This window comes from Streptomyces sp. NBC_01549 (assembly GCF_026339955.1).
Lineage (GTDB): Bacteria > Actinomycetota > Actinomycetes > Streptomycetales > Streptomycetaceae > Streptomyces.
Genome location: NZ_JAPEPW010000001.1, coordinates 522,377 through 544,125 on the forward strand (window position 1 = coordinate 522,377; position 21,749 = coordinate 544,125).

The 21,749-nt window shown below is 67.6% G+C and carries 9 protein-coding genes and 1 pseudogene; 7 read left to right on the top strand and 3 right to left on the bottom strand.

Annotation, left to right across the window (positions count from 1 at the left end):
• Nucleotides 1–9: 9 nt before the first annotated feature.
• Complete coding sequence (locus tag OG819_RS02175; protein WP_266647756.1) at nucleotides 10–6,630, bottom strand: RHS repeat-associated core domain-containing protein; 6,621 nt, start codon at nucleotides 6,628–6,630, stop codon at nucleotides 10–12.
• 411 nt (nucleotides 6,631–7,041) lie between these two features.
• On the opposite strand from OG819_RS02175, the gene OG819_RS02180 reads away from it, so the two are divergent.
• From OG819_RS02180 to OG819_RS02190, 3 genes are all read left to right on the top strand, one after another.
• Nucleotides 7,042–13,224, top strand: a complete 6,183-nt coding sequence (locus OG819_RS02180) for a LamG-like jellyroll fold domain-containing protein (RefSeq protein ID WP_266647758.1) — start codon at nucleotides 7,042–7,044, stop codon at nucleotides 13,222–13,224.
• Nucleotides 13,225–13,514: 290 nt separating this feature from the next.
• Complete coding sequence (locus tag OG819_RS02185) at nucleotides 13,515–14,876, top strand: IS256 family transposase (RefSeq protein ID WP_266647762.1); 1,362 nt, start codon at nucleotides 13,515–13,517, stop codon at nucleotides 14,874–14,876.
• Nucleotides 14,877–15,098: 222 nt separating this feature from the next.
• Nucleotides 15,099–15,665 (top strand): hypothetical protein, encoded by a 567-nt coding sequence (locus tag OG819_RS02190; protein ID WP_266647764.1) that lies wholly within the window; start codon nucleotides 15,099–15,101, stop codon nucleotides 15,663–15,665.
• Here OG819_RS02190 and OG819_RS02195 read toward each other — a convergent pair.
• Nucleotides 15,583–16,539 carry an IS5 family transposase gene (locus OG819_RS02195; RefSeq protein ID WP_266647766.1) on the bottom strand — a complete coding sequence of 319 codons (957 nt, stop codon included), beginning with the start codon at nucleotides 16,537–16,539 and terminating at the stop codon, nucleotides 15,583–15,585. The genes OG819_RS02190 and OG819_RS02195 overlap by 83 nt on opposite strands.
• Before the next feature lie 624 nt (nucleotides 16,540–17,163).
• On the opposite strand from OG819_RS02195, the gene OG819_RS02200 reads away from it, so the two are divergent.
• Nucleotides 17,164–17,484 carry a transcriptional regulator gene (locus tag OG819_RS02200; RefSeq protein WP_266634755.1) on the top strand — a complete coding sequence of 107 codons (321 nt, stop codon included), beginning with the start codon at nucleotides 17,164–17,166 and terminating at the stop codon, nucleotides 17,482–17,484.
• Nucleotides 17,485–17,636: 152 nt separating this feature from the next.
• Nucleotides 17,637–17,786: pseudogene (locus OG819_RS02205) on the top strand (IS256 family transposase); the annotation flags it as partial.
• A gap of 68 nt (nucleotides 17,787–17,854) precedes the next feature.
• Here OG819_RS02205 and OG819_RS02210 read toward each other — a convergent pair.
• A complete protein-coding gene (locus tag OG819_RS02210; RefSeq protein WP_266430030.1) occupies nucleotides 17,855–18,769 on the bottom strand; it encodes a LysR family transcriptional regulator in 915 nt (304 codons plus the stop codon).
• A 170-nt stretch (nucleotides 18,770–18,939) separates the two neighbouring features.
• Here OG819_RS02210 and OG819_RS02215 point away from each other — a divergent pair, with 170 nt between their 5' ends.
• Both OG819_RS02215 and dctA read left to right on the top strand, forming a co-directional pair.
• Complete coding sequence (locus OG819_RS02215) at nucleotides 18,940–20,058, top strand: PrpF domain-containing protein (RefSeq protein ID WP_266647767.1); 1,119 nt, start codon at nucleotides 18,940–18,942, stop codon at nucleotides 20,056–20,058.
• Nucleotides 20,055–21,440, top strand: a complete 1,386-nt coding sequence (dctA, locus tag OG819_RS02220) for a C4-dicarboxylate transporter DctA (RefSeq protein ID WP_266647769.1) — start codon at nucleotides 20,055–20,057, stop codon at nucleotides 21,438–21,440. Before OG819_RS02215 ends, dctA begins: the two co-directional genes overlap by 4 nt.
• Nucleotides 21,441–21,749 lie beyond the last annotated feature (309 nt).

Here is a 21,749-nt window from a genome sequence, read left to right on the forward strand (position 1 = left end):
CTCCCTTCACTAATGGGGATTGTCGCCCCACTCTAGCGTGCGATACCTCCCACCCTTGACATACTGGCCCACATATCCGTTCGGGCCATAAACGTTCAACTTATCGAGATCCAGGTGCTTTGCCCATCCGCCTAGACTGGATCGGCAGAACCCACAAGGGATTTTTCCTGCTACGTAGAGATCAGCAGTGCCACCGCTCACTCCTGCGTTCGCCGCCTGGATGAAGGTATCGGATTCAGCGTGTCCCATCGATTGAGGCATCACACTGGCTGGACGCGGATACGCCTGCCCGTGTCCATTCACCCCATATATGGGATCCCGCCCAGGGATATCGAGACGAGCAACCACGGCCGTTTTCCCGCCATCGGCAGCAGCCTGAAGATCGGTCAACATGTTCTGCGCATCATTAATTTTGCCTTCGGGAGCTCCCCCTCCTTCTCCCAGCGGCCCTATCTGGAAGCTGCCACCCATCGGTGAACATGCCAACTGTAGGCGCTTTTGATCCTCCGTGCAGGTTCCCTTGTTTAGGTATTTCCAGTATTCCTTGAGGGCTTTTATGATCCTCTTCGCGACAGGCGTGACCTTCGGGGATTTGCTGGTGTCCCCTACGTCGAGGCTGTAGGACGGACTCGAGCAGGCAGAGAGCGGCCAGCAGTCATTGGAGTTCGCGGATGTGTCGCTCGTGTTGCTGGTTGTGCTGCCGGAGCCGCATGTGTAGTAGCAGCCGCCGGGGCCGGTTCCGCCTGCCGGGATTCCAGGGGTGGGGCTGGCCGGTCCGGAGGGCCCGTCGCTGCGGGGTTCGTTGTGGCCGGTTCCGTCGTCGAGCCACAGGCCGGTGGGATCGCTGTTGGCCACGGGGTTGTCGCCGGCGTAGGTGTAGCCGCCGAGTTGCTGGGGGCTGGTGGCGTCGAAGACGGGGTCGGCGCTGATGAAGCGGCCCAGGGTGGGGTCGTACTTGCGGGCGCCGACGTCGGTGTAGCCGGTGGTGGTGTCCTGGGGTTTGCCGAGGTAGGAGTGGGTGGGGTCGGGCCAGGTGGTGGTGTTGGCGCTGGGTCGTGGCTGGCCGTAGGGAGTGTTCTGCTGGCGGGCGACCTGCTGGGTGGTGGTGTCCATCGAGAGGGTCGCGGTGCCGTTGGGGTCGTTGAAGAGGTACTTCACTCCACCGTTCGCGAGGCTGGAGCGGACGGCCACGGGGGTCCCGGCGCCGCCGTGGGTGTAGGTGCGGACGGCGCCGAGGAGGACGTTGGGGGTGACGCTGGTGTTGACGACGATCTCGGTGTCGCCGGCGAAGAGGGTGGTCTGGCCGGGGTCGCGGCGGATGAGCTGGTTGCCGTCGGCGTCGTACAGGTACTTGGTGGTCGTGGGGGTGGAGCCACTGGTGTCCACCTGGGCCAGGTGGCCTTCGTCGTCCCAGGTCAGACCCTGGCCGGGTCCGGTGGTGGGGGTGCGGGTGTGCAGGTTGCCGTCTTCGTCGTAGCCGAAGGCCGTGGGGTTGGTGCCGCCGGTGGTGGCGGTGAGGGTGTGGGGCTGGGCGCCGGTGGAGTTGCAGTTGGCGGTGCATCCGTTGGCGTAGGTGGTGGTGACGTTGGTGCCGGAGCTGCCGATGGCGTGGTCGACGCTCTGCTGGCGGTCGCCGATGGCGTCGTAGCTGAACGACTGCCAGTAAGAGCCCGCCGTTGTGGTGAGTGTGCCGGCCGTGGGCGGGTTGACAGTGCAGTTATTGCCGGTCCAGGCATCCGTGAGCCGGTCCAGGGCGTCGTAGCTGTAGCACTGCTGGTCGGTGACGGTGTTACCGGTCTCCGACTGCAGGTCGGTGATGGAGGTCGGATTACCGGAGGCGTCGTAGGCGTATTTGGTGTCATCGACTATCGGGCCGGGAGCCTGGGTCCGTTTGATCACACGGTCGGTCAGCCGGAGGGTCTGGGCGTCGTAGTCGTAGGTGGTCGTGGCCGGGTTGGTCGAGGCGCCCTGGGTGACCAGGGAGGGCGCGCCGAAGGGCGTGTAGACAGTCGAGCTGACATAGACGAAGGCGCTGCTGCCCGTGGTGGTCGGGTTGCCCAGCACGTCGTGGCCATAGGTGATGAGCTCGCTGTTGAGCCCCTTGGTACTTGGGTCTGTTTGCGTGGCGAGCAGCTGGTTGTTGATGGTGTAGGTGTAGTTCGTCGTGTAGGTCGACGGCAGCGGCGTCTCGGAGGCCGGGAGGGTGATCTGCGTGCCGGTCGGCTTGCCTAGGACGGTGTAGCCGGTGGCGGCGATGGTATAGCCGCCGGTGGTGCCCTGGACGTAGCGGGTCGAGGAGGTCAGGTAGCCGATGCGCTTCGTGTCGTACAGCCAGGAGGCGAACTGGAAGTTGGACTTCGCCTTGTCGCTGCCGGTGAGTTTGCGGCCCAGAAGGTCGTAGGTGTAGTCGAGTTCGACCTGCTTGGCATCCTTGGTGGACACGAGGTTGCTGGCGTCGTCGTACCCGTAGCCGCTGCTGCCCGCGTCCGGGTCGTTCTGGGACTTCTTGCGCCCGAGCAGATCGTAGTCGGACGTCCACACGGCATGGTCGGGTCCGGTGACCTGGTGCTGCTGGCCTGCGGCGGTGTAGGTGTAGGTGGTGGGTGAGGGGGTGCCGCCGGTGGCGGTGAACCCGGTAGCCGCGGTGCCGGAGAGGGCGGGGGCGGCCGTGTACTGGTCGAGTTCGGTGCTCTGGCCGCGTGCGTTGACGACCGTGGTGGTGGCGACGCCGCCCTTGGGGGGCAGGACGGTGGTCTTGTCTCCAGTGTAGGCGGTGGTCGTGGTCCAGGTCTTGGAACCGTTGTGCTGCTCGGTGACCAGGCCGGCGCGGCCGAGTCCGTCGTGGTCGGTGACGGTGGCGTCAGGGATGATCGTCTGGGAGATGGTGTCCAGGCTGGTGCTGGGGTTGCCCGCGAGGTTGTAGGCGTTGTTGGTGACAACGGTCCAGCCGTGCGAGTCGTACTGGATGTCGCTGACCGTGGTGGTCGAGTTCTCCCCAGTCACCTGCGTCTGCAGGGGGCGCAGCATGGCGTCGTACAGCGTTTCGCTGGTCGCGTAGCTGCCGTTGTCCAGCAGGGTGTTGGTGGCGATGACCGAGGGGCCTGTCCGGGACAGGTTGTAGGTGTAGGTCGTGTTCGCCGGTGCGCCGTTGACTTTGCTCTCGTTGGGCAGCCACACCCCCGCGCGGCGGCCGAGCGCGTCATAGGTGAGTGAGGTGAGCAGGCCGGCCGCGTCGGTGGTGGCGGTAGGCAGGGCTCGGGCCGGGTCTATGGTGCTGCTGGCGACGTGGCAGTCCTTGGAGCTGGTCGTGCCGGTGGTGCAGGTGGCTCCGGGGGTGACCTGGGTGGCGGTGACGACGCTGGTCGGGAGTTCTCCTATGGCCGGCGTGTAGCCGGTGGCGGTGCTCTGCGACAGGCTGGTGCCGTTGGGGGCGGTGGAGTGGGGCGTGCGTGTGGTCAGTGTGCTGCGGCCGTAGCCGTCGTAGGTGGTCGTCGCCTCGTCGACGAACGCGGTCGCGGTGGCGCCGGTGGCAGCGGACGCCTTCTGGACCAGGGTGACGTCACCTGTCGTGGGAAGCGCGGGGTTCTGCTGGCCGTCCCCGTCGTAGATGAAGGCGTTCTTGTCGTAGGAGGTGCGGACGTCGGAGATCAGCGTGCCGCCGGGAGTCGCTCCGGCTGCGGAACAGTCCTGGTCGGTGGCGATGGTCTCGGCCGGCAGCACGAGGGTGTCCACGCTGCCGGTGATGTAGCGGTTGTACGTGCAATTGGTGACGTTGTCGCTGTCTGCGGTCTCGCCGCGGTCGTCGACCTGCACGGGCATGCCGGTCGTCGGCTTGCCCAGGGTGGTGTTGTAGAAGGTGTCGGTCTCGGTCTTGCGCCAGCCGTAGGAGACCGCCTGCCGGCTGAGGCTCTTGGCGGTGCGGACCATTCGTGCTGTGAGGTCCGGCAGGCCGCTGCGGGACCGGGATGCCGTGGGCCCGATGATCGTGGGAACCGTGACGGTGGCTGTGTTCAGGCTGCCGGTGGCGCTGCTGTAGGTGTCGGTCTCGAAGACCTGCCCGGTCAGCGCCTTGTCGTCCGCGACGGAGGTCGCGCCGTCCTGGCTGGTCAGCGCTGGCACCGAGCGGGTCTTCCCGCCGGGCAGGGTGTCGCCGTTCATGCCGAGGAAGTAGTAGGTCTTGCTCAGGGTCTTCTGGTCGTAGACCTGGGCGCCGTCTGTTTTGTGGAACACATTGGGGTCACCGGTGGTGACGTCCACCTCCGGGTAGCCCCGGAACTGGCCCCAGGTGCGGTACTTGGCCTTGACGACCTCGTTGTCGTCGTAGTGCCAGCCGGGGTTGCCCTTGTAGGCGTAGTCCGTTTCCAGCTTGGGCTCGGTGCCGTCCTGGTAGGAGTTGTGCGTGTCCTCGGTGACGACCGCGGTGACCTTGTACTTGTAGAACCAGTCCATCATCGGCGCCGGCTGCCCGTAAGGCGTCCAGTACACCGGGAAGCAGGACAGCGTGTTGGTCGAGGCGAATGTCTGGGCGGCTGCGTCCGTCGGGTCGTTGGGATCACTGGCCGGGGCGCTGGAGCAGTTGGGCCGGTCGTAGGTGACGGTGGTCTGGGCGCCGGTCTCGCTGGTGACCGTCTGGATCCGGTCGTGGTACATCAGCGGCATCTGCGGGATCGTTCCGACCCGGTTGGACAGCTGCAGCGGCGGGTCGAAACTCACCGCCGGTGTGGAGGTGCTGCCCGATGCACCTCCGAGGGTGTCCAGGCCGGTGCGCTGGATGGAGTCCAGCCACAGAGTGGGGGCGTGGTCGCCGCCGTCGGGGAAGGACTGGATGAAGCTGTACTTGTCGACCTGCTTGGTCACGCCGCCCGTCTGGATCTGGGTGGTGATAGACGTCAGGCGCTTGCGCGACCAGAAGCTCGGGCCGTGGTTGGTGCAGGTGGTGGAGTCCTTGGTGCAGTTGAGGTCGATCGGCACATCCGGCCAGTACGCGGCGTTGGCGGTCGTGAACTGGCTGTCCGCGCAGGTGTTACCGGAGGGCGTGCCGGCGATGCAGCGTTCGGCGGAGGCGTCGAACACGATCTGCGCCGGCGCCGTACCCGAGTAGATGCTCGATGAGGTCATGCCGTAGTCGATGCGGGACAGGGCGCCGCCGCGGGTGTAGGCCACCGCGGTGTTCTTCAGGTCCGCGCCGTAGTAGCCGGTCTCCGGCGCGTAGTACCAGGCGGTGGCGTTGCCGTGCAGGTCCACGGCGTAGTCCAGGTTGAAGCGGTAGCCCAGCGTGCAGGCAGTGGAGGCGAAGTCGGTGCTGTCCGGGCAGTCGGACACGCCGCTGTGCGCGTGGTACACCGGCACGGTCCACACGGACTTCGTCTCGTCCTTGCCGCTGGACCAGCCCGGCAGGCGGTTGAGGCCGAAGAAGTACTGCACACCTCCCTCGGTGACCTTGAAGTACTCCCCGTTCTTGGTGCCGTTCGTGCCGTTGCTCAGGTCCTCGATCTTGGTGGTGGAGTTGTCGTCGGCGGGACGGAAGGTCTTGGTCGCGTCGTCGTAGACGATGTCGGTGGAGGTGCCGTTCAGCGACAGGGTCAGGATCTGTCCCGCCCAGCACTCGTCGCCGTCGTCCTTCGGAGCGCCGGACGAGGAGTCTTCGCTGCACGACTTGTAGGTGCGTTCGACGTAGTTCTCCGTCGAGGCCCAGCCGTCACCCAGCCACGAGGACTGGTTGTTCGTGCCCTCAGTGCGCGCGTCCTGGCTGGCGGAGCTGTACGACAGGTCCACATTCGGTGCCGCTCCGCCGATCGCCGGCGGCACCGTGATCGGGTAGGTGTAGGTGAACGCGCCGGTGTTCCCCGAGGTCGACCAGGAGCCGCCCGGCGACAGACTGGTCGCCGAGTAGTCACCGGATGAGCCGGAAGTGCCTGCGGTCGCCGCCATGACGACCATCGCACCGGACGCAGCCGTTGCCGAGCGAGGAGAGAGCACCCTGCCGGAGGTAGTGGGGGAGCCCGGCACCGAGACCTGGGTGGACAGCGGCGCACCGGGGGCCGCGTGCACAGGAGTCTGCGCCTGGCACCTTGTCAGTTTCGGCGTGGTCAGCGCGCAGGCGGGCAGCTGGACCAGGTGGAGACGGGAGGCGAAGTCGCCGCCGAAGGCGTAGCGGAAGGAGGAGTCGTCCACCCGTAGCGCGACCTTCCCGCTCCCCGGGCTGGTGCGCTGCAGCGTGAACAGCACGCCGTGGACACCGGCGGAGCGCGCGGCTTTCTGATCCAGCATCGTCACCCGCACTCGCTGCGACCGGGTGACGGCGGCTGACCGGGGCTGCGAACCCGGACCAGTACCGAGCAGGACGGGCAGGCTTCCGGCCTGTACCTGAGTCGCCTTGGCGCTCAGGCTCGCGGAGGCAGCCGCGTCGGGCAGGGTCACCACGGCGCTACCCGGCGCGGGGAGCTTCGTGTGCCCGATGGGGTCGAAGTGCTTAAACGGTTTGAGAGAGGGCCCTCGCTTGGGTGTGGCACGAGTGAAGGGGATCAGCTTGTCGTGTGGAGCGGCGGAAGCCGCCAGGTGCGGCTTGGCCGGAGAGGCCGCCGTGGCCACGCTGGCGGGCAGCAGGCCCACTACCAAGGCACCGGCCATCACCACTGCCTTGCGACGAACCCTCCGGGCAGCCCAGGCCGCCCGACCGCGTCTCCACTCCGAAATCCGCGCCATGCTGTGCGTCCCCTCCCAGCCCCGAACCGCCCAAGTTCCCCTCAACTTCGGCGATTTGAGTGCACGTCAAAACGGAGGCACACATCGGTCAAGCCCCCCGCGGACGATCACGCTACGGCCTGAGGTCGATCCAATACGCAAAGTATCTCCACAGGAAGAACAAAAGAATCACCCAAACTGGAACGCAAGTTGATACCAATGCGTCAAAAACGAACTACAGCCGGGCACTTGGCGATCCCTTGACGATGGACCCCGCACGCACAGGCCCCACAGAATGCACAGCGGCGCGGAGCCCACGGGGGGAACCGCATGAACCTGCGAAGGACCCCAACCTCGATGTCCGCTTCTCGCAAAACCGTGCGCGCGTCCAGACGCCCCACGTCGAGACCGATCGCCACCGCCGTCGTCGCCGCCCTGGCTGCCGGATCACTGGCCGCCACGGCACCGGCCCACGCCGCATCCGACGCGTCGGCCACCTCACACCAGGCCACCTCGCCGAGCAACCGCCCCAAATCCGCCGCCAGGCGCCTCAACCCCACGGAGTCGGCGTCCGCGCAGGCGAAGGCGACCGGCCAGCCGGTGACCATCGACCAGCTCACCGGCACCGGGACCCAGGTGGTGGCCAACCCAGACGGCACCTTCACCCGGACCGATACCTCGATGCCCCAGCGTGTGCAGCAGCAAGGGAAATGGGTCCCGATCGACACCACCCTGGTGCGGCAGCCGGACGGAACCTGGGCACCCAAAGCCGCCGTCACGCACGTAGCCTTCTCCGGCGGCGGCTCCAGCACGCTGGTCACGATGCGCGACGGCGCGGACAAGCTGGGCTTCTCCTGGCCGGGCGCACTTCCCAAACCGGTGATCTCCAAAGACACCGCCACCTATCCGGAGGTGCTGCCCGGGGTCGACCTCCAGCTGACCGCGGACGCCTCCGGCTACTCCTCGATCCTGGTGGTCAAGACCCCCAAGGCCGCAGCCGATCCGCGGCTGCAAAGCCTCGCGTGGAACACCACCTCGGCCAACCTCAAGCTGGCCGCCACCTCGAACGGCGGCGCGCAGGCCACCGACAAGCGCACCGGCAAGACGGTGTTCCACAGCGACACCGCGCTGATGTGGGACAGCACCGGCACCGGACAGAAGGCTGGTGGCACTGTCCGAGCCCGCACCGCGACCGTCTCGGCCGCGCGGGCCGAGCACACCGCGGCGGCCAAGGTCGGCAAGCACCGTGCCCGGGTCCATGTGACTCTCAAGCACGGAAAGCAGCTGCTCGGCCTGGACAAGTCCCTGCTCACCGCCAAGACCACGACCTACCCGGTCTATGTGGACCCTGAGTGGAGCGGCAGGCCCTCCCAGCTGGACTGGGCCCGGATCTCCGACAACGGGTGGAACGTCTACAACTCGACGTCCACCAGCGGAGGGACCAACGCCCGGGAGGGGTGGGACAACACCGCCCCCGGCAACGGTGAACGCGCCCGCACTTACTACCAGATCAACACCAGCGGCATTAAGGGTGCCGTGGTCAGCCACGCCTCGCTGTACGTGAAGCAGCTCTCCGCCGCCTCCTGCTCCGACACCCCGGCCGCCGTCTACGGCACCGACCGCCCCGCCGGATGGAGCTCGTCCTCCCTGTACTGGGGGCATGAGCCCGGGGGGCGCACCGGCGCACTCGGCACCAACCCGAAGAGCCACGAGGCCGGCACCTGCCCGGTCACGGATGGTTCCAACTCCTGGGTCAGCCCGCCGTCGCTGGAGTTCGATGTCACCTCCCGGGCCCAGAGCGCTGCGGGCGGCAGCTGGAGCAGCATGACGCTGATGGTGCAGTCGCCCGACATGAACGACGCCTCCCAGTGGAAGCAGCTCGCCTACGGTGGCGGCGCCACCCTGTCGGTCACCTACAGCTACCGGCCCAAGCTCAAGAACGGCACCGGTACCCCCGCCATCAAGCCGTCCATCGTCAGCTCGGGCAAGACGATGACCACCACCAACACCCCCACGCTGTCCGCCCGCGCGGTCGACCCCGACCTGGCCGGCGGCAGCGAGCTGGTGCGCATCGACTACAGCGTCTACAACTCCTCAGGCACCCTCGTGGGCCAGGGCTTCGGCCCCAACCTCGACTCCAAAAAACGCGCACGGTACAACACCAACGGCAGCGACTGGACCACCCCGAAGCTGCCGGACGGCACCTACACCTGGAAGGCCACCGCGCAGAACGCCGCCGGGTACTGGGTCGGCCCTGGCTCCGGCATCTGGACCAAGACCCAGACCTTCACCGTGGACACCAGCGCCCCGCCCTCCCCCACGGTGACCTCCAGTCAGTTCCCCGCCAAGCAGATCGGCGCCGCTTTCGGCGACCAGGGCACCTTCGTCCTGGGCAACAACCACACCAACAACATCACCGGCTACCTGTTCTCCCTGGACGCCACACTCGCCAGCACGGTGTACACCAGCAGCGGCGTCATCCACTTGACAGCAAGCACGAAAATCACAAAGGCCAACATCTACTACGCCACCTCCGATAACGGTCCCGGCACCGGGACCTCGGTCATCAACGGCAGCGCCTCCCCCGCCTTCGCCCCGGGCGTAACGGGATCCCACACCCTGTACGCGAAGGCGGTGGACCAGGCCGGCTCGACGTCCCTCTCCCAGACGGCCTACGTCTTCTACGCCGGGACCAGCAGCCCGACGTACGCCTACGGCGACAAGATGATCAGCGGCTGGACCGCGACCAACACCGACGGCACCACCACCGCCGTGCCCAAGGCCACGACCACCAGCACCGGCGGCCAGCTGATCAGCCAGGCCGCCGGCAGTGGCTACGACTTCGCCGACGGCTACCAGGCCATGCTCGCCAACAAAAGCACCACCTCAAAGGCCGTCAGCGGTGACAGCGCCACCTTCAGCTTCGACATCCCCAAAGACGGCCCCTGGAGCTTCGGAGCCAACCTCACCAAGGCCAAGGACTACGGCATCTACCACCTGGTCCTGGACGCGGGCCAGAGCACCCAGTCCACCCTGATCAGCGGCTTCGACGCCTACAACTCCTACACCACCACCCAGTTCCTCAACCTCGGCATCCCCAAGGACACAAGCGGGCAACTGCTCACCCTCAAACAGGGCATCCACACCCTCACCCTCACCCTCACCGGCAAGAACCCCAGCTCCACCGGCTACCAGGCCGGCATCGACGTACTGCGCCTCGGTCCCGCACTGACCTGCGCGATCAACGACACGACCAGCTGCCTGAACAACACCGCCACCAGCACCTTCACCACCACAACCAGCCCCGCCGACGCCGACGGCTCCGGCAACAGCATCAACTCCGCCGACCTGACGAGCACCTCGGGCTGGCAGAGCAACAAGACGGTCACCGTCGACGGCGCCACCGTCACACTGCCGAAGTTCGGCACCGGCACGTACGACAACATGCTGGCCTCCGGCCAGACCATCACCCTGCCGGGCAGCGGAGTCGTCAACACCGGCGACGCCCTGGTCTTCCTCGCCTTCGCCACCGGCGGCGCCGCCAAAGGCACCGGCGGCACCATCACCTACGCCAAGAACAACTGTGTGGACCTAAACAACCCAGTCGATCAGAGTTACCAGCTGGACACCGTGCCCGACTGGCTCTCCGGCCCGGCCTCCGCAGCCTCCATCAGCCTGATCCACGAGAACCACAACAACAACACCCAGACCAGCCCGACCTCCGGCCCGAAGATCTATGCCATCAGCGTCCCGCTGCAATGCCCCGGCTCGGTCATCAGCAGCATCTCTCTGCCGCTGTTCACCAACGGCGTCCAGGCAGGCCAGCCCTCCCTGCACGTCCTCGGGCTCGGCCTGCGGCCGATGACCATCACCGGCAGCGGAACAGACGCCCAGCACTGGGTCGGCACCTGGTCCTCGGTCCAGGACACCGCCAAAGTGCAGCTGTCCAGCGGCAGTACTGCCGTCATCAACGGGGGGCAGACGCTCCGCATCCCGGCGCACGTCAGTGTCGGTACCGACGACGGCAACGGCGTACGCATCCACCTGTCCAACGCCATGGGCACCACCCCGGTGACCTTCGACGCGGCCTCCGTCGCGCTGCAGGACACCACCGCGGGAGGCGCCACCGCGGACAAAGCCCCGACCCCGCTGACCTTCGGCACCTCTCCCTCCCCCTCCAACTCCGTCACCATCCCGGCGGGTGGCGACGTCACGAGCAACCCGGTGACCCTGTCCGTCACGCAACAGGCGACCGTCCTGGTCAGCCTGCATGTGCCCGGCTCGATGTCCGCGATGCCCGGCCACGCCGTGGCCCAGACCCCCGTCTGGGCCAGCGATGCCGCCAACCGCACCGGTGACACCGCCGCCACCAACTACACGCAGACCACCTACACCGGTCTGCCCTATCTCGCCGGCATCGACGTCACCACCCCCACCGCCGCCCCCACCGGCTCGCTGGTCCTCTACGGCGACCAGAGCGTCAACGGTGATACCGCAAAAGGCGACGGGAACTCCCCAAACGGCGACGGACAGCACCACCTCAGCGACGCCATCACCAACGCCCTGGTCAGCGACACCAACGGGGACAACTCCGTGGACTACGGCATCCTCAACGCAGGCACCAACAGCGCCAGCCTGAGCAACAACCTGCTGCCCCAGATCACCAACAACACCACCCCGACCAACGCACTCAATCCCCTGGACCGCAACGTGCTGACTCAGGGCAACGTGCGCACCGTCCTCGTCGCCACCGGCGCCGCCGACCTGCTCAACTGCACCAGCGACGCCAACACCTGCGCCACCAACGTGGAGAACGGACTGGCCTCCCTCAACAGCCAGCTGGGCTCGTACAACACCGACGACAGCCAGACCGGGGTCACCCAGTACTCCAACATCACCGTCTACCTCGCCACCATCCCGCCCTTCACCGCCTCCCACCCAGGCACGGCAACCCAGGAATCCGCACGTCAGCTGGTCAACAACTACCTGCTCAACAACCTCCCCAGCCAGGTCATCGACTTCGCCACCGCGGTCTCCACGGACGGCAACGCCACCTCCTCGACCGTGAAAGCAGCCGACCTCTCAGGCGGCAACCCCTCCAACGCCTACTACACCGACCTCGCCGGCCAGTACCTCAACGACACCAAAACCGTGGTCGACATCAAGCCGAACCTGATCGTCCCGCTCGCCACCGGCAGCGACACCCCAGAGGACGACTGGGAACTGGCCACCGACGGCACCGACACCAACGCAGACAACCCGCTCACCACAGTCGGCGGCGCGACCTTCAGTTCCGACGGCCCGGACGCGGTCAACGCCGGCGCCGGTGCGGCGTCCTTCGACGGCAGCACCGGATTCCTGGAAAGCGACCACACCGCCGTCAACACCTCCAGTGACTACACCATCTCCGCCTGGGTGAAGATCAACTCGGACGTCGGTGCCACCGCCATCTGCCAGGGCACCAGCCAGCACCAGGCGTTCTACATCGGCTACGACAGCGGCAACAAGGGCTGGATGTTCCAGACCACGACCACCAACGACGCCGACGCCGGCTTCCCCACCGCAGAGGGAGACAGCAACACCGCCGCCGTAGGCACCTGGGCGCACCTGCTGGTCACCTACACGGCCCCGGTCGACGGCGACTCCAGCACGGGCGTGATGTCGCTCTACCAGAACGGCAGCCTGATGGGGACGGCCAACAACGTCACTCCGCAGTACGACTCGTCCATGCCCTTGACCATCGGCGGCTGCGTCAACAGCGTCGACGCGACCACGCCGTACGCCGCCTTCCCCGGCTCCGTGGCAGACGTCCACACCTACCCGTACGCCATGCCGAGTGACCAGGCCAGCGCAGACAGCGTGATCGTTCCCATGGGCTGGGACAACGGGATGCCCGAGGACGAATGGAAGCTCGCCACCAGCGGGACCGACACCGCCGCCCTCAACCCGTTCACCGCTTCCGGCAGCGCCACCTACGGCACCGACGCACCCAGCGGGATGGCCGGCAGCGTCGTCTTCGACGGGAACACCGGCTTCCTCAAGAGCAAGCAGAGCGCGGTGAACACACTCAGCGACTACACCGTCTCAGCCTGGGTGAAGATCAACTCAGCCCTCGGCACCACCGCCGTCTGCCAGGGCACCACCCAACACCAGGCGTTCTACCTCTCCTACGACAAGCCCAGCAAAGCCTGGATGTTCCAGACCACCACCACCAACGACGAGAACTCCGACTTCCCCACCGCAGAAGGAGACCCCAACACCGGCCCCATCGGCACCTGGACCCACCTCGTCGCCGCCTACCGCGCACCCGTCGCTGGAAAGTCCGGCACCGGCTCGATGGCCCTCTACCAAAACGGCACCCTGATGGGAACCGCCACCAACCTCAGCCCCCAGTACGACTCCTCCATGCCCCTGACCATCGGCGGCTGCGTCAACAGCGCAGCAGCCAGCAGCCCCTACCTGGCCTTCCCCGGCTCCGTGGCCGACCTCCACGTCTACCCACGGACGCTCTCAGCAACCGAGGTCGGCGCACTGCACTGACCCCACCACCGCCACCCGGGCCCCGCCGCACCCACCAGGAGCGGCGGGGCCCCTTCGTGTCCTCGGCCGAGACGAAATGGCAGCGCCGCTCTGACGACACCTCGGTACCCAACGATGAAACGATCCGTCGGATCCGCGGACGTAACTCACCGGACACTGCTCTACCAACCTGACGCGCCATCAGCGCTAACGTCAGATGAGCGTCAGAAGAACCTCCCGACCGCCTCACAAAGCCGAGACACGGGGGAGTGTCATGAATTAGGTGGGAACTTCACCGGAAGGGACACCTGATGACGATCCAGAAGACTCACTCTCTCGAGACGGTGGGCGGCGTGTCGCTTGCCACTGACGGGGCGGCCGCGGACGGTGCGGGCATGAGGAGAACGCAGGAGTCCGTGGACGGGCTGGGCCTGGACCTGCTGGACGCGCTGACGCTGCTGGCCCAGGACAGGGTCCGCGGTGGTGGGCTGAGGCTGGTCGGTGAGGACGGTCTGCTGCCCGCGATCACGCAGCACCTGATGCAGGCCGCCCTGGAGGCCGAGCTGGATGAGCATCTGGCCGCCGAGGCCGAGCGCGGCGGCGGGCGGGGCTCGCGTTCGGGCGGCAACGGCCGTAACGGGTATCGCACGAAGAAGGTGATGAGTGAGGTCGGGCCGATCACGCTGCAGATCCCCCGTGACCGGCTGGGCACTTTCCGGCCCCGCATCCTGCCCAAGGGTGCCCGTCGCACCGGTGCTCTGGACGAGATGGTGCTCTCGCTGACCGCCCGCGGCATGACCTCCGGGGAGATCGTCGCGCACCTTGAGGAGGTGTACGGGATGAAGACGTCCAAGGAGACGATCTCCACGATCACCGACAAGGCCCTGGACTCGATGAACGAGTGGCGCACCCGCCCGCTCGACGCGGTCTACCCGGTCGTCTTCGTCGACGCCATCCACGTCAAGATCAGGGACGGGCAGGTCGCCAACAGGCCGATCTACGTGGCCATCGCGGTCACCGCCGACGGCTACCGCGATATCCTCGGCCTGTGGGCCGGCGACGGTGGCGAGGGCGCCAAGTTCTGGCAGCAAGTCCTCACCGACCTGCGTAATCGCGGGGTCAGAGACGTCCTCATGCTCGTCTGTGACGGGCTGTCCGCTCTGCCGGACGCGGTCGCGAACGTGTGGCCCCAAACCGTTGTGCAGCGCTGCGTCGTTCACCTGATCCGGCAGAGCCTGCGCTACGCCTCCCGGCGGGACTGGCCCGAGGTCGCCGCCGACCTCAAGCCCGTCTACACCGCCGTCAACGAGGCCCAGGCCCGCGAGCGGCTCGACGAGTTCGACGCCAAGTGGGGCCACAAATACGGCTCGATCGCCACCGTCTGGCAGCGCGCCTGGAGCGAGTTCGTACCCTTCCTGGCCTTCCCCGACTCCATCCGCGAGGTCGTCTACACGACCAACAGCATCGAGTCCCTCAACGCCCGCTACCGCCGCGCGGCCACCGCCTGCGGACACTTCCCCAACGAACAGGCAGCACTCAAGAGGATCTACCTGGCCACCCTCGCCCTCGACCCCTCCGGCCGGGGACGCAAACGCTGGAACAACAAGTGGAAGGCAGCATTGAACGAGTTCGACCAGCTCTTCGACGGCCGCCTTACCGCCGGACGGGTATAAGCCAGTCGGACCAACCAAAAACCACTAGGCCAAAGGGCCTAAAAACACCTAAATCATGATAGACCCAGACACGGCAGCCGGGTTCATCGCGCAAACCGAGTGAGTGCGTTGTGGCAAAGGGAGTCCCTGTTCGATGAGCAGGGACTATTCCGTGTGCGGAGCATGATTGCGGAGGGATAGGGGCAGGCAGCGGACGGCTTGTTGTGGATCGAGGAGGGTGCGATGCCGTCGGTGCTGGGGTTGATGGAACAGCGTGAGGCGCGGGCGAGGCGGGATCTGGAGTCTTGGACGGAGGTTCTGGAGCAGGCTCAGGCGGAGGTGGATGCCGCGCGGGAGCGGGTCGAGCGGGCCCGGGTGGGGCGTGAGGAGCTCGTGTCGGTGCTGGCCGAGGAGAGCGACGTTGATACGCCGGTTTCCGTGTCGTCTGGCGGTGAGACGGCTGCCGGTGTGGGATCGAGCGGCCCCGGCGCGGGGCAGGGCGAGCGGCCGCCGGTGTGGCGGTCGGGCATGGGCGAGGAAGCGCTCAGGGGCTTGTACCGGGAGGTGTTCGCCGCGGTGGTGGCTGCGTCGGGGCCGGTGAACGGAGTGGAGCTGACGCGGGCGGTGGGCCGGGAGGCGGAGATCAAGAACGAGGTGGAGAAGATCCGTCACCGTGCCTATGTGCTGGAGAAGCGGGGCTGGCTGGTGCGGGCGGGGGACGGACGGTTCATGCCCGCGCCCGCAGCAGTCGGCCGGGGCGCCTCTCCGGCCAGCGCGGAGCGTCCCCGGCCAGGCGCCTCGACAGCCTGATCACAGCGGCCCACCACACCATCTGGGTGTGGTGGTCGGGGCGGCGTTCGTGGTCGCGGTTGAGGCGGCGTGAGCGGGAGAGCCAGCTCAGCGTGCGCTCCACCACCCACCTGCGGGCCAGTACGACAAATCCGCGCCTGCCGTCGGAGCGGCGCACGACCTCGATCCGCACTCCGTGGCGGGCAAACGCCTTCGCCAGTGCCGGACCCTGGTAGGCGCTGTCGACCCACACCAACTTCAGCAGCCGGCCCGGCTGGTCCATGAACGTCTCCAGCAGCGCGGGGGCGGCCTTGGAGTCGTGCACGTCGGCCGTGGTCACGGTGACCTCCAGGAGCAGGCCCTCGGTATCGGTCAGGATGTGACGCTTGCGCCCGTCACGTGACTTCCCGCCGTCGTATCCGCGGCTGTCCTCGCCGACGGTCTCGGAGGCGTCCACCGACTGACTGTCGATGATTCCCGCGCTGGGCTCGGTGTTGCGGCCTGCGCGTTCCCTCGCCACGCAGCGCAGGCGTTCGTGCAGCTCACGCACGTAGTCGCAGGCCCGCCAGCGGCGGAAGAAGTCGTAAACCGCCCGCCAGTACGGGAAGTCGACCGGCAGGGCCATCCACTTCACGCCGTTGTCGACCAGGTAGCGCACAGCGTCGAGCATCTCGCGGTGGCAATACGCCTCCGGACGCCCGCCCTGCTTGAGGAGCCAGGCCGGTACCGGCATCGCCGCGCGGACCTCGGCCCACTCCGCGTCCGTCATGTCACTGGGATAGCAGCCTGCCCGCCGTCCCGGAGCGATCGAACCGAACCTGTGCGCGTAGCAGTCGCACTCCGGGGTGACCGCGGTGGACGCGGGTACAGCAGAGATGGTCAACTGGTCGGACAACGGGTCTCCTTGCTCGTGACCGGCCTCAACAACCACGTCACTACCAAGGGGCCCGTTTCTTCATGCCCGCGACCACACCGGCAACTCTGTCCGAACGATCACCCGCGCCGCAGGCTTCGAACGAGATCCGGTTTGCCACAACGCACTGAAACACCTGGTCAGCCTGCCTTCTCAAAAATATCCGACGCAGACCACATCATGCTCACCGGGAAACAGGTCGAACGAGTCGCAGCCTGCGACAAAACCGCAGGTCAGACGCCCTTCCCAACAGGCTCCAGAACCGCCACGCACTCCACATGCGAGGTCATCGGGAAGATGTCGGCCTGAGCGAGTCACGGAAATGCCCAGGTCGCAGCCGTTTTCTCGTCTCACGGCCTTGCGTGCGGGCGCCCAGAGCGTCAATCGAGCGTCACGGCCGCAGTCCGTCCCTCCCGCTCAGGGCAGAACAGGCTGCGACAACCAGCTCACCCGGCAGGATCCGCCTCCGCACACTCCGGACGTCAGCTCGCAACATCGTGACCCGCAGCACTTCTCCGGCCGCCCTAATAAAGCCAGCCCTCCAACCCAAAGCGCCGCGCACCCACGCCGAGGGACCTCTCGGGAGCGGTCGCCGAGGACCTCGCGCTGTACCGGGAGAAGTTCCGGCGACGCCTACCGAAGTCGCTGGACGAGTTGCAGGACCCCACTCAGGGGGTCGTGGAGCTGCCGCTGCACATGGCCTGGTCCGGGATGGCCTCGTACGACATGGCCAAGCCTCGCCAGCGCATGGGCCTGTACCGCACCGTCCTGCACGAGGGCCTGCACGACGATCTGCCTTGCTACCTCAACCGGGGCCTGCTCCTCCAGATGTGGCCAGTGCTGCGCACTCTCGTCGGTCGCACCGTGCGCGCCGTGTGGGAAGACGCCTTCCCCCAGCTCGCCTCCCGCACCCGGGCAGCCGCGTGACGGACATGCCGGATCTGCACACGCGGTTCCTGGCGGATGTGATCGCCCTCGGGGCCCCGTATCCGCTGGTCCTCACCGGTGGATACGCCGTGCGGGCGCGCGTGAACCGCCCCAGCCAGGACCTTGATGTCGCCACCGAGAACCCGGCACCCGAAGCCGCCGCCCTCAAGTGCGTCTACATGGCGCTGATGAGCATGGACCCGACAGGGAAGGGCCGCTAGAGGTGGACCATGCGCTGGAAGGCCCCCTTGAACGCCTTCCAGATCGCCTTTGAAGGCCGCCTCACTCCCACCAACCACTGACCGCTTCAACAACCAAGATCAGCCGTTAAATTAAATTGACACACCCTTCACCGGGAGTCAGCGCATTGTCAGCGGGTGGGTTCGAGCCGGGCCGCGGTGGTGTCGAGCAGGAGTTCGGTGAAGGTGCTGGCGGCGGGGGTGAGTGCGTGGTCGGCCATGCGGACCAGGAGGATGCGGCGCACCGGAGCGGGCGGCAGCAAGGGCAGGACGCTGACGCCGGGGCGGATGCCTTCCAGGGCGAGAGTGGGGGCGAGGGCGACGCCGATGCCGGCGGCGACCATGGCCTGGGCCTCCTGGTAGTCGTGGGCCTCGTAGGCGATCTGGGGTTCGAAGCCGGCGGCGCGGCAACTGCGGTCGAGGGCCTCGGCCACGGGGTGGTGCTCGGCTCGCGTGATCCACGGGTCGTCCGCGAGGTCGGCGAGCGTGGCCGAGTCGCGCCCGGCGAACGGGTGCTGGTCGCTGACGAGGAGGGCTGGCGGGTCGTCGAGGAGTGGCGTGACGACGACGTCCTCGCGGTCGATGCGGCTCCAGTCGTAGTCCCACATCAGGGAGAGTTCGATCTCCCGGTTCTCCAGCATCGACCACAGGCCGGCGATGCGGGCGCTGCGCACCGTGAGCCGTACGTCGGGATGCGCCGTCCGGAAGGCGATGACGGCCCGGGGGAGCAGTGAGGCGCCGACGGTGGGGAAGGTGCCGATACGCAGGGTGCCCGCGCGCAGGCCGGCGAAGTCGGCGAGCTCGTTCTCCGCGGCCGTCAGTTCGCGTTCGATCCGGGCCGCCCGGTCGGCCAGGGCGCGCCCCGCGTCGGTCAGCGTGACCCCTCGCGCGTGACGCTCCAGAAGGGGCTGGCCCGCCTCCGCCTCTAGGCGGCTGACCTGCTGCGACACCGCCGACGGGGTGTAGTTGAGGGCACGTGCGGTCGCGGTCACCGAGCCGCGGCGGGCGACCTCCGCGAAGAGCAGAATACGCCGCACGTCGAGCACTGCCTCACCTCAAGACTTAACCCCAGCTTAATGCCTCTATAGATTTTGGAGATTGTACTTCACGCCGACGTAACTCACCGTGGATCCCACCACCGGGCAGAGAAGCCTCCGGCGGATCCGGAGTTCCCGGCTATTTTCACTTCTATGTCCGCATTCATGGGGAGTCTGTTGTGTTGCGTCTGCAGGGCGAGATGATCCGCGGAGGAACCAGCAAGTGCTGGATCTTCGCCCACCACGACGTGGCGGCGACCGGCGTGGACGTCGACTCCGTCCTGCTGGCCGCCTTCAACGCCGCCGACCCCCGCCAGATCGACGGCGTCGGCGGCGCCACCTCCACCACGTCGAAGGCCGCGGTCGTCCAGATCTCGGCCGAGGCGGACGTCGACATCGAGTACGCCTTCGCCCAGGTCGGCATCGGTGACGAACGCGTGGAGTGGGCGAGCAACTGCGGTAACTGCGCCACCGCGGTCGCCCTCTACGCCGTTCACCACGGCCTCGTACCGATCACCGCGGACACCACCACCGTCCGCATGCGCAACGTCAACACCAGGGCCCGCCTCACCGGCACCATCTCCACCCCGTGCGGTATCGCCCCGGACGAGGGCGTGGCGTTGGTGCCCGGCACGGCCGCGCCCGGTGTGCCGGTCCTGCTCGGCTTCGAGGACCCGGCGGGCTCCACCACCGGGCGGGCGCTGCCCACCGGCCACGCCGTGGACACCCTGACCGGCCCCGAAGGTCCCGTGGAGGCGACCCTCGTCGACGCCGGCGCCCCCGCCGCGCTCTTCGAGGCCAAGGCTTTCGGCCTCGACGGCACCGAGTCCCTCACTCAGTTCGCCGCCGTCGTCCCCGCGCTCACCGTGCTGCGCCGCCAGGCGGCCCTCGCGATGGGCCTGGCCAAGGAGAACGACCCGGTCAGCCACGCGGTCCCGAAGGTCGGCATCGTCGCCCGTCCCGCCTCGTACCGCACCACCCATGGCATTCTGGTCAATCAGGACGAGTACGACCTGGCCGTCCGGATGGTCTCCATGCACGCACCCCACCCGGCGATCGGCCTCACCTCCGCCGTCGCCCTGGCCACCGCCGCCGCCACCCCCGGCACCCTTGCCCACCGTGTCGCCCGGCAGACCGCCGACGGAACGCTGCGCCTGGGCACCCCCGCGGGCGTGATCACCGCCCAAGCCGTCCCCGCACCGGACGGCGCGTCCCCCACGGTGCTGCTGCACCGCGCCGCCCGGCGCATCGCCCGAGCCGAACTCCTCGTTCCCGTCCTGGAAGGACGCCCCGCATGAGCCGCAACGACGCTGCCCCGGGTACCGTCACCGCTCCACCGAGCCGCCTGCGCCGGCTGCTCTCCCACCTCTACATCCAGTGCCTGATCGGCATCATGGCCGGCGCCGTGGTGGGCTGGCTGTGGCCCACCTTCGGCGCCGAGCTCAAACCCCTGGGCGACGGGTTCATCGCACTGGTCAAGATGATGATCGCGCCGATCATCTTCTGCACGGTCGTACACGGCATCGCCTCCATGGACAACCTGCGCGCGGTCGGCCGGGTCAGCCTCAAGGCGCTGATCTACTTCGAGGTCCTCACCACCGTCGCCATGGTGATCGGCCTCGTCGTCGTCAACATCGTCAAGCCCGGCAGCGGACTGCACATCGACGTCGCGTCGCTCTCCACCAAGGGCCTGCCACCGGCCGCGACGGAGCACGAGGGCTTCGTCGAGTTCGTCCTGGCGATGATCCCGGCCACGCTGGTCAGCGCCTTCACCGGCAACGACATCTTGCCGGTGCTCCTCGTCTCGGCGCTGTTCGGCTTCGGCCTGCACGCCAGCGGCGAGGCCGGCCTGAGCATCGCCCGCGGTATCGAGAAGTTCTCCACGGTGCTCTTCACGCTGATCCGCTGGATCATGCGGCTCGCCCCGATCGGCGCATTCGGCTCGATGGCCTTCACCATCGGCAACTACGGCCTGGACACACTGAGCCATCTCGCCCTGCTCGTCGGCTCGTTCTGGCTCACGGCGCTCTTCTTCGTCCTGGTCGTCCTCGGCACGGTCATGCGCCTCAACGGCCTGCGCATCCTCCCCTTCCTGCGCTACATCAAGGAGGAGCTGCTGATCGTCCTGGGAACCTCGTCCACCGAGCCCGTTCTGCCGCGCATGATGGCCAAGCTACAGCACGTGGGCGCCTCGAAGCCGGTCGTCGGCATCACAGTGCCCGCCGGCTACTCCTTCAACCTCGACGGCACCGCGATCTACCTGACCATGGGCTCGGTGTTCCTCGCCCAGGCCCTCGGCATCGACCTCAGCCTCACCCAGCAGCTGTCCATGCTCGCGATCATGCTGCTCACCTCCAAGGGCGCGGCCGGCGTCACCGGCTCCGGATTCATCGCCCTCGCCGCCACCCTCAGCGCCGTCCCGCACGTCCCGGTGGCCGCCCTCGCCCTGATCTTCGGCATCGACCGCTTCATGTCCGAGGCCCGCGCCCTCACGAGCCTCGTCGGCAACGGCGTCGCCACCCTGGCCGTCGCCCGATGGGAGGGCCAGCTCGACGAGGACCGCGCCAAGGCCGTCCTGCGCGGCGAGATCCCCTACGTCCCCGTCCCGGTGACGCCCGCGCCCAAGCCGAAGGCCGTGACGCCCGAACCGGCCCTGGAGCCGGTGCCCTCCATCGGCTGACACAGCCGCGGATCCAGGAGGCCGGTCCGGAGCACCCGCTCCGGACCGGCCCTTTCCCACGACAGCAGTGTGTACGTATACGACCGGGCCCGGGGACGTCATCGCGGTCGGCGGCAAAAACGCAGCTTCAGCGCCGCACAGTCCGCCCGCGGGCAGGGCGCACGCGTCCTGACCTGGGACTTCGGCGGCTGGGTGACGCCGAGGGACTCCGCGAGTTCCTCGCCCCTGCGGGTGGACACACTCAGCGGCCAAGCAGTGGCCACCACACCGATCAGGGCCCTGCGCGGTCCGGCGGCGCCGTTCCAGGAG